5 protein-coding genes are annotated in these 7,508 nt (G+C 67.6%); 2 read left to right on the top strand and 3 right to left on the bottom strand.

The genetic code is table 11. The features are described from left to right. Positions 1-51: 51 nt before the first annotated feature. Complete coding sequence (locus B8460_RS06350) at positions 52-1,602, bottom strand: peptide chain release factor 3 (RefSeq protein ID WP_048860742.1); 1,551 nt, start codon at positions 1,600-1,602, stop codon at positions 52-54. 19 nt (positions 1,603-1,621) lie between these two features. Continuing rightward, positions 1,622-2,239, bottom strand: a complete 618-nt coding sequence (rpsD, locus tag B8460_RS06345; protein ID WP_048860741.1) for a 30S ribosomal protein S4 — start codon at positions 2,237-2,239, stop codon at positions 1,622-1,624. A gap of 218 nt (positions 2,240-2,457) precedes the next feature. Here rpsD and B8460_RS06340 point away from each other — a divergent pair, with 218 nt between their 5' ends. Beyond that, a complete protein-coding gene (locus B8460_RS06340; protein ID WP_048860740.1) occupies positions 2,458-2,664 on the top strand; it encodes a hypothetical protein in 207 nt (68 codons plus the stop codon). A 5-nt stretch (positions 2,665-2,669) separates the two neighbouring features. Further along, positions 2,670-4,016 carry an LLM class flavin-dependent oxidoreductase gene (locus B8460_RS06335; protein ID WP_048860739.1) on the top strand — a complete coding sequence of 449 codons (1,347 nt, stop codon included), beginning with the start codon at positions 2,670-2,672 and terminating at the stop codon, positions 4,014-4,016. Positions 4,017-4,964: 948 nt separating this feature from the next. Here B8460_RS06335 and B8460_RS06330 read toward each other — a convergent pair. Beyond that, entirely contained in the window at positions 4,965-7,214 is a 2,250-nt protein-coding gene (locus B8460_RS06330) for an alpha/beta hydrolase domain-containing protein (RefSeq protein WP_158322731.1), read from the bottom strand. Positions 7,215-7,508 lie beyond the last annotated feature (294 nt).

The following is a 7,508-nucleotide window of genomic DNA, read 5'->3' as shown; positions in this document are numbered from 1 at the left end:
GCAAGCCCGCGCGCAAGGCGACACCCGCGAGCAAGCTGAACTAGCGGCCCGCTACGCCGCGACGCGCGCGGCGTGGACGTCCTTGATGTCGCGGAACGTCAGCCGGGGACTCTGTTCCTCGGTCCGGCGCATCATGAACGCGCTGCTGGCCAGGAACACCGGCGCGCCGTCGAGGTCGTCCGCCAGGCTGCTGCGGTTGGCGGCGACGAAGGTCTCCAGCGCCGCGCGGTCGTCGGACGTGACCCAGCGCGCGACCGTATAGGGCACGCTGTCATAGCCGATGGCGACGCCGTATTCGGCCCGCAGCCGTGCCACCAGCACGTCTAGCTGAAGGCTGCCCACCACGCCCACCAGCGGCGGCGCGCCGTCCTGCGGGCGGAAGATCTGCACCACCCCCTCCTCCGCCAGCTCCTGCAGCGCCTGCCGCAGCTTCTTGGCCTTCATGGCGTCGTCGAGCCGCACGCGGCGTAGGATCTCCGGGGCGAAGGACGGCACGCCGCCGAAATTGACCTCCTCACCCTCGGTCAGCGTGTCGCCGATGCGCAGCGTGCCGTGATTGGGGATGCCGACCACGTCGCCGGCATACGCCTCCTCCGCCAGCTCGCGGTCGCGGGCGAAGAAGAACTGCGGCGCGTGCAGCGGGATCTGCTTGCCGGTCCGCACCTGCTTCAGCCGCATCCCCCGCACCAGCCGGCCGGAACAGACCCGGGCAAAGGCGATGCGGTCGCGGTGGTTGGGGTCCATGTTCGCCTGGATCTTGAACACCAGCGCCGTCAGCGCCGGCTCCGTCGCCTCCACCGTCCGCAGATCGGCCGGCTGCGCGCGCGGGCGCGGGCCGAAGGCGGCGAGCGCGTCCAGCAGGTCGAGCACGCCGATCTCGCGGATCGCCGAGCCGAAATACACCGGCGTCAGGCTGCCCTGCATGAACGCCGCCCGGTCGAACTCCGGCAGCGCCGCCCGCACCAGGTCGATCTCCTCACCCAGCGCCGCCATGCGCGGATCGGACTGCGCGACCTCCTCGGTCAGGTTCATCGTGCGGGCATGCAGGTCATAGGTGCCGACGAAGTCGCGCGCGCGCCCCACCGGCCACGTCATCGGCGCGGTATCCAGCGCCAGCGCGCCCGCCACCTCGTCGAGCAGCGCGAACGGGTCCTGGCTCTCGCGGTCCATCTTGTTGACGAAGGTCAGGATCGGGATGTCGCGCAGCCGGCAGATCTCGAACAGCTTGCGCGTGCGCGCCTCGATCCCCTTGGCGGCGTCGATCACCATCACCGCCGAATCGACGGCGGTCAGCGTGCGATAGGTGTCCTCGCTGAAATCCTCGTGGCCGGGCGTATCCAGCAGGTTGAACACGCAGCCCGCATGCTCGAACGTCATCACCGAGGTGACGACGGAGATGCCGCGCTCGCGCTCGATCGTCATCCAGTCGGACCGGGTGCGGCGGCGCTCGCCCTTGGCGCGCACCTGCCCCGCCATCTGGATCGCCCCGCCGGCGCGCAGCAGACGCTCGGTCAGCGTCGTCTTGCCGGCGTCCGGGTGCGAGATGATGGCGAAGGTGCGCCGGCGCGCGATTTCCGCGGCGTAGTCCGCAGCGTGCTCCATCGGCGCGCCGGCGCCCCGCTCAGCGCGAGTAGAACTCGACGACGAGGTTCGGCTCCATCTGCACCGGATACGGCACGTCCGACAGCTTCGGCGCGCGGGTGAAGCGGCCCTTCATCGCCCGGTGATCGACTTCCAGGTACTCGGGCACGTCGCGCTCGCCGCTCTGCGCCGCGTCCAGCACGACCGCCAGCTGCTTCGACTTGTCCTTGACCTCGATCGCGTCGCCGTCACGCAGCAGATAGGACGGAATGTTCACCTTCCGGCCGTTCACCAGGATATGGCCGTGGTTGACCAGCTGCCGCGCGGCGAACGGGGTGATCGCGAACTTGAGACGATAGACCGCGGCGTCCAGCCGGCGCTCCAGCAGCTCGATCAGGTTCTCGGAAGTATCGCCCTTGCGGCGGACAGCTTCCTCGTAATACTTGCGGAACTGCTTTTCGCTGATGTTGCCGTAGTAGCCCTTGAGCTTCTGCTTGGCCATCAGCTGAACGCCGAAATCGCTCGGCTTGTTCTTGCGGCGCTGGCCGTGCTGGCCGGGGCCGTATTCGCGCTTGTTGATCGGCGACTTCGGCCGACCCCACAGATTCACGCCCAGACGGCGGTTGATCTTGTACTTGCTCTCGACGCGCTTGGTCATTGCGCGTGTCCTTTCTTCTTGCGGCCCGCATGCGGGACTTGTTGCACCGGTAGGCCGCGCGCCGTTGGTCGGGGCGTGCGGCGGGCGCGGTCGCGCGGGGCGTGTTCGCCCTCGGCGCCGTCCTCGTTCCCGGCAGTGCGCCAGCCAATAGGCGGCCGGTCCCCGGTTGTCAAACCGGACGGCTTGCCAAAGCACCGCCGGTGCGCCACCTCGGCCGGATGATCCAGAAAGCGGACGTGCTCTGGCTCGGCATCGCGGCCGGCGTGACCGGCGGGCTGCTGGGCGGCCTGATGCTCGGCATCGGGATGGACCTGATCGTGAACGGACAGCCGCTCGGCTGGCTGATCATGCTGCCGGGGGCGCCGCTGTCGGGCGTGCCGGGGTGGCTGATGGCCCGCCGCCTCGCGCAGCAGCTGCGGGACTGAGTGCAATGGGGGTCACGCGGGCGGCGGGCGAGCGGCGGATGCTGCGCCTCGGCGCCTTCATGCGCCCGGTCAGCCTGCATACCGCCTGGTGGCGCGACCCGGCGAGCTGGCCGGACGCCAATTTCAACGTCCGCCACCTCGCCCGCTTCGCGCAGACGCTGGAGCGCGGGCGCTTCGATGCGTTCTTCACGGCCGACCACCTCGCGGTGCTCAACATGCCGATGGCGGCGCTGAAGCGCAGCGCCACCTCCACCTCGTTCGACCCGCTGACCCTGCTGCCCGCGCTGGCGATGGTGACGGAGCGGATCGGCCTGATCGCGACCGCCTCCACCACCTACAACGACCCGTACCACATCGCGCGCAAGTTCGCGTCCCTCGATCACATCAGCGACGGGCGCGCGGGCTGGAACGTCGTCACCACGTCGAACCCGGACGCGGCGCTCAATTTCGGGCTGGAGGCGCATGTCGAGCACGGCGAGCGCTACGACCGCGCGCGCGAGTTCTTCGACGTGGTGACCGGGCTGTGGGACAGCTGGGCGGACGACGCCTTCATCGCCGACGTCGACAGCGGCGTCTATTTCGACCCCGACCGGCTGCACGTGCTGAACCACAAGGGGCCGCATTTCTCGGTGCGCGGCCCGCTCAACATCGCCCGCCCCGTGCAGGGCTGGCCGGTGATCGTGCAGGCGGGCGCGTCGGACGCCGGCCGCCAGCTCGCCGCCGAGACGGCGGAGGCGGTGTTCTCCGCCCCGTCGCGGATCGAGGACGCGCGCGCGATGTATGCCGACGTGAAGGGCCGGATGGCGCGCCTCGGCCGCGACCGCGACGCGATGAAGATCCTGCCCGGCGCCTTCGTCGTGGTGGGCGAGACCCGCGCCGAGGCCGAGGCGAAGCTCGCCCGCCTCGACGCGCTGGTGCATCCCGACAGCGGGCTCGCCTCGCTGTCCGTGATGCTCGGCACCGATGCCTATGCCTTCGACCTCGACGCACCGCTGCCCGAGATCCCGGAGACCAACGCGAGCCGCAGCGGCCGCCAGCAGATGATCGACCGCGCGCGGCGCGAGGGGCTGACGGTCCGCGACCTCGCCCGCATCGCCGGCGGCTATGGCGGGCTGAAGATGGTCGGCACGCCGGCGACGATCGCCGACACGATGGAGGAATGGCTGGTCACCGACGCCTGCGACGGCTTCAACGTGATCTTCCCGACCATGCCCGGCGGGCTCGATGATTTCGTGGACCACGTGGTGCCGGAACTGCAACGGCGCGGCCTGTTCCGGCGGGAGTACGAGGGGCGGACGCTGCGGGAGAACCTGGGGCTGGAGCGGCCGGGGAACCGGTTTTTTTCGGGGTGATGGGCCGCCCCGTAAGGTAAGCCGTCGTTCGGCGCCTGCGATAACGGCGAGTTCTTGCCATCCCAGACTTGCTTGCATACGATCCATTACGAATAAACGCACAGGAATTGAAGCATGCGACGTGTAGTTATGTCGCTTGTTATTATGGCGTCAGCATGTGGGCCAATCCAGTCGGCGAAAGTTGCCGACCAAATCAATGGAATGGTTGGCCTCAGCAAAGCCCGTGTTCTGAGTTGCCTGGGGCCACCAACGTCAGAGGCACAGGCTGATTCAACGGAAGTCTGGGTCTATGCGATATATGGCGCGGTCCATGCTTCGACGTTCGCGAGCGGCGGTAACACTTTTGCCGTTGCAAACACGAACGTCAGTCAGGATTCATGCGTAGTCAATCTCACTTTCAGAGATGGTATTGTCGTCACCGGTAACTACCGATCACACGGACCAATACTCGCGCCAAGTCTCACATGTTACACAGCGCTTTCTGCCTGCGTCCCTAATCCGACCTCATCATCGGAGAGAAGGACCTCCCTGGTCGAAGCCCTAACCTATTGCAAAAGTCTCTATAGTGACGCGAGGCTTGCTCCAATTCGCGGCGTGGTGGCCATCGCTGAAAGCCCATCGCTAGAGATGCAAAGCGATCCCCGGCATCTCGATGCAACGCAACGCCCGGCAGTAAGTGCGCTCGGTCCCCTTAGGCAACAATGCAGAAGCAAGATTGACTTGCTAGCTCCGCAGCTCTCCGCGATTCTGTCAGAGATCAACCCAGATCCACAAAAGGACATCACCGATCTGTATCAGGATCGCATAACGATTGGTCAATACAACACAATAATTAAGCAGAGACTGGACAAGCTGAAAGCTTTTCTAACTGGCCCTCAGTAGCTTCTCATCATGCCCACGCCGACACCGCTCAAGACCACGTCCCGGACCAACGACGACGACACGCGCTCACCGCCCCTCGGCAGCACATAGCCTGTTCCCCACGCCCTGATCGATCGCCGTCGGCACGAGGCCGGTCAGCACGTTGCTGCCGGCGGCGTCCGTGATCAGCGTCTGCGCGTCTGCGGGCAGCAGGAAGCGCCGCTCCACCGCCTCGGCCGCCGCCCGGGTCACGGCGCAGACATAGCCCGCATGCGTGCCATAGCGCTGCTCCAGCGACGGGCGCGGATCATCCGCCGCCTGCTGCGCGGCGATGGTTTCCTGGAACGGCCAGAACGAGCCGCTCAGGCTGCATTGCTGCCCCTGATACGGGCCGCCGCTGTAGAGATTCCAGCCGCTGTAGGTGCCGAGCGGGACCTGCAACGTCACCGACGGCACGCCCACGGTCTCGTTGCCGTCCGCGTTGACCGGCGGGACGGGTTCCGGCTCCACGGCGAGGATCTCCGGCGGCTCGATCGTGATGATGCCGGTCTGGTCGTAGTAGTTGACGCGCGGGCCGAAATCGAATGCCTCCGGATGGTCGATGCCGGCGCCGCCATAGGGATAGCCGGGGATGTCGGGAAAGCGCGTGGCGTGGCGTGTCGGCGCGACCAGCGTGCGGTTGGCGAGCCGCGGATAGGCGTCCGGCGGCATCGGCGTGCCGTCCGTCAGAAAGGCGATGAAGTCCGCCTGCAGCGCCGCCATCTGGTCGGATTCAGGATTCGGGTTGCCCGGATACGCGCAACTCGTCGGCGACGGCGTGACCGGCGCGGTGGGCGGGGGCGACCAAGTGAACGCCGCCGCGTCGCTGCCGCCGCCATGCGTGGTGGAGGGGAAGTAGTAACGATGCACGTTCGGCGGCAGCGGGATATCGCCCTGCGCCGTCGTGCCGACCAGATCGGGCGACATCTTCTCTTCGTACAACTCGTCGGAGCCGAACGTCTCCAGGATCTGCGGACAGGTACCGGTCAGGCTGCAGCGCGTCAGTATGCCGAACGGCCGATGATGCCGCACCGGGTCGGGGTAGTCCGCCCACCACACCGGCGCCTCGTCCGCCATCATGTACAGGTTGGTGATGACGTCGGGCAGCGCGAAGCGCACGTTCATGAACAGCTGCCGCCCGTCGATATGCGGCCACGCCCCGTCGGCGACCTGCCGGTCATCCTCGTCCTGGTTGAAGCCGAGATGGATCGTCGTCCGGATGAAGGCGCCCGACTGCGAGACGCCGTATTCCAGCACCTGCTTGACCATGCCGGCGACCGGGTTGGCGGTGCCCACGCTGTCGGTCGAGGCATGATGCAGGAACGACAGCAGATCACGCGTCGCCGCGTAACCGATGCCCAGCACGAGCGGGTCTTTCGCCGGATAGACCAGCTCGTACAGGCGATCGGGATCGAACCCGCCGGCCGCGCCGGTGTAGCAGACATAGAACGGCGTCAGCTTGCTGCCGGGCGCCGGCTGTCCGTTGCAGTCATACGACCACTGGCCCGACGGCACGAGCTGCCGGTCGACGTTCCGCAGCCCCGTCACCGATTGCCGGCTCACGCTCCACAGCGTCGCCTGGCTGGTATCGAGGGTCGCCGGCAGATACGGCGCGTTGTTGACGAAGATGACCAGCCGCCCGGTCGTTCCGCTTGTACCCAGTGCCACATGCGTATAGACCGGCCCGGTGATCGGCGTCTTGTCGGCCTTTTGCGCCACCGGCACCTGCAACACGTATTGCGCCGCGTTGCTGGCGCCGACGACCTGCGTCGCGGGCGTCGTGTTCAGGTCGACGCAGGGATAGCCCGTCGCGCAGCCGAGGCCGAGGATGTCGCCCTGCCAGCCACTCTGCACATAGACCGCGCCGGTGTCGAAGGCCGCACCGGGAATCGCGTTGCCGCCGCGATTGGGCACGTCGTACCACAGTCGCCCGTTCGGCGTGGCCGGCACCAGCACCTGGAACACGGTGACATACGCGACCTGCCCGTTGCTGTCGCGCGGCGCCAGTTCGATGTCCTGGATGATCGCGTTGTGCCGGTCTTTCGGATCGAGCGTGCCGAAGGCGCGCCCGAGGATGGCGGTATACGCCATCGTGGTGGCCGGGTTGGTGTAGGGGGTGCTGCTGTCGATGACGATCTTGGTGATGCGTGCCTGCGTCGGCGCGATGCCCAGCGCGGCAGCGGCCAGCAGCGTCGCGCCGAACAGACCGGCCGGCCGCCTGCGCGGGGTGGCGGGAGCCGTTACGGTGTGCGTCCCGTCGTACAGGCGATACGATCTGCGACCCTTGCGTATGCCCACGTTGATTTCCCCCCGGCCATCTTTGCGCACGACGCTAGAGGGCTTCTTTGCGTCCCGCAACAACTGACATCACGGCAACGATCCGCCGCGCGTCGGTCGCTGGACGCATCCGGGCTTGCGGTCCCGCGATGCCCTGCCTCGTTCACCCGTGGCCGCTGACGGACGTAACCATGTCGCCGGGCGGGCGCAGGCGGCTCACGCGCCCTCCCTCACCCGCGCCAGGGCGGCATCCAGCGCGGCGGCGATGAGCGTGCCCTCGGCCCGCGCGTCCGGCGCGCCGTCGGCATAGGCGGC

The organism is Acidisphaera rubrifaciens HS-AP3 (assembly GCF_000964365.1).
Lineage (GTDB): Bacteria > Pseudomonadota > Alphaproteobacteria > Acetobacterales > Acetobacteraceae > Acidisphaera > Acidisphaera rubrifaciens.
The sequence above is the reverse complement of the archived record's forward strand: the minus strand, read 5'-3'. Positions and strand labels throughout refer to the sequence as shown.

Bases quoted from the DNA above. Each gene is read 5' to 3' on its own strand.
- B8460_RS06350 (WP_048860742.1), bottom strand. From the start codon at position 1,602: ATGGAGCACGCTGCGGACTACGCCGCGGAAATCGCGCGCCGGCGCACC.
- rpsD (WP_048860741.1), bottom strand. From the start codon at position 2,239: ATGACCAAGCGCGTCGAGAGCAAGTACAAGATCAACCGCCGTCTGGGC.
- B8460_RS06340 (WP_048860740.1), top strand. From the start codon at position 2,458: ATGATCCAGAAAGCGGACGTGCTCTGGCTCGGCATCGCGGCCGGCGTG.
- B8460_RS06335 (WP_048860739.1), top strand. From the start codon at position 2,670: ATGGGGGTCACGCGGGCGGCGGGCGAGCGGCGGATGCTGCGCCTCGGC.